A 713-nucleotide genomic window follows, 5' to 3' on the forward strand; every position below is an offset into this window, starting at 1 on the left:
TTTGTTCATTGAAAACTGGATATTTGAAGTAAGATCAAAACAAACCGAGAACACCGCGTTGAATGAGTTTTTTAATAAGTTCAATTGCTTATTTTTCTTGACTAGTTTCTATCGCTAGAAATGATGTCAAAACCCAACCGTAAGGTTGATAAGGTTAAGTGAATAAGGGCGCACGGTGGATGCCTTGGCACTAGGAGCCGATGAAGGACGGGACTAACACCGATATGCTTTGGGGAGCTGTACGTAAGCTATGATCCAGAGATTTCCGAATGGGGGAACCCAGCATCTTTTATAGGATGTTACAAATATGTGAATACATAGCATATTTGAGGTAGACGCAGAGAACTGAAACATCTAAGTACCTGCAGGAAGAGAAAGAAAATTCGATTCCCTGAGTAGCGGCGAGCGAAACGGGAAAAGCCCAAACCAACAAGCTTGCTTGTTGGGGTTGTAGGACTCCGATATGGTAGTTTTTTCAGATAATCGAATGACTTGGAAAAGTCAGTCAAAGAGGGTAAAAACCCCGTAGATGAAATTTGGAAGACACCTAGGAGGATCCTGAGTACGGCGGAACACGAGGAATTCCGTCGGAATCCGGGAGGACCATCTCCCAAGGCTAAATACTCCCTAGTGACCGATAGTGAACCAGTACCGTGAGGGAAAGGTGAAAAGCACCCCGGAAGGGGAGTGAAATAGAACCTGAAACCGTGTGC

At 44.5% G+C, this 713-nt stretch carries 1 rRNA gene; it reads left to right on the forward strand.

Features of this window, described 5'->3' with window-relative positions:
- Positions 1-152: 152 nt before the first annotated feature.
- A 23S ribosomal RNA gene (locus tag AB3I20_RS12700) occupies positions 153-713 on the forward strand; the annotation flags it as partial.

Source organism: Enterococcus sp. C50, assembly GCF_040887505.1.
GTDB classification, from domain to species: domain Bacteria; phylum Bacillota; class Bacilli; order Lactobacillales; family Enterococcaceae; genus Enterococcus_B; species Enterococcus_B thailandicus.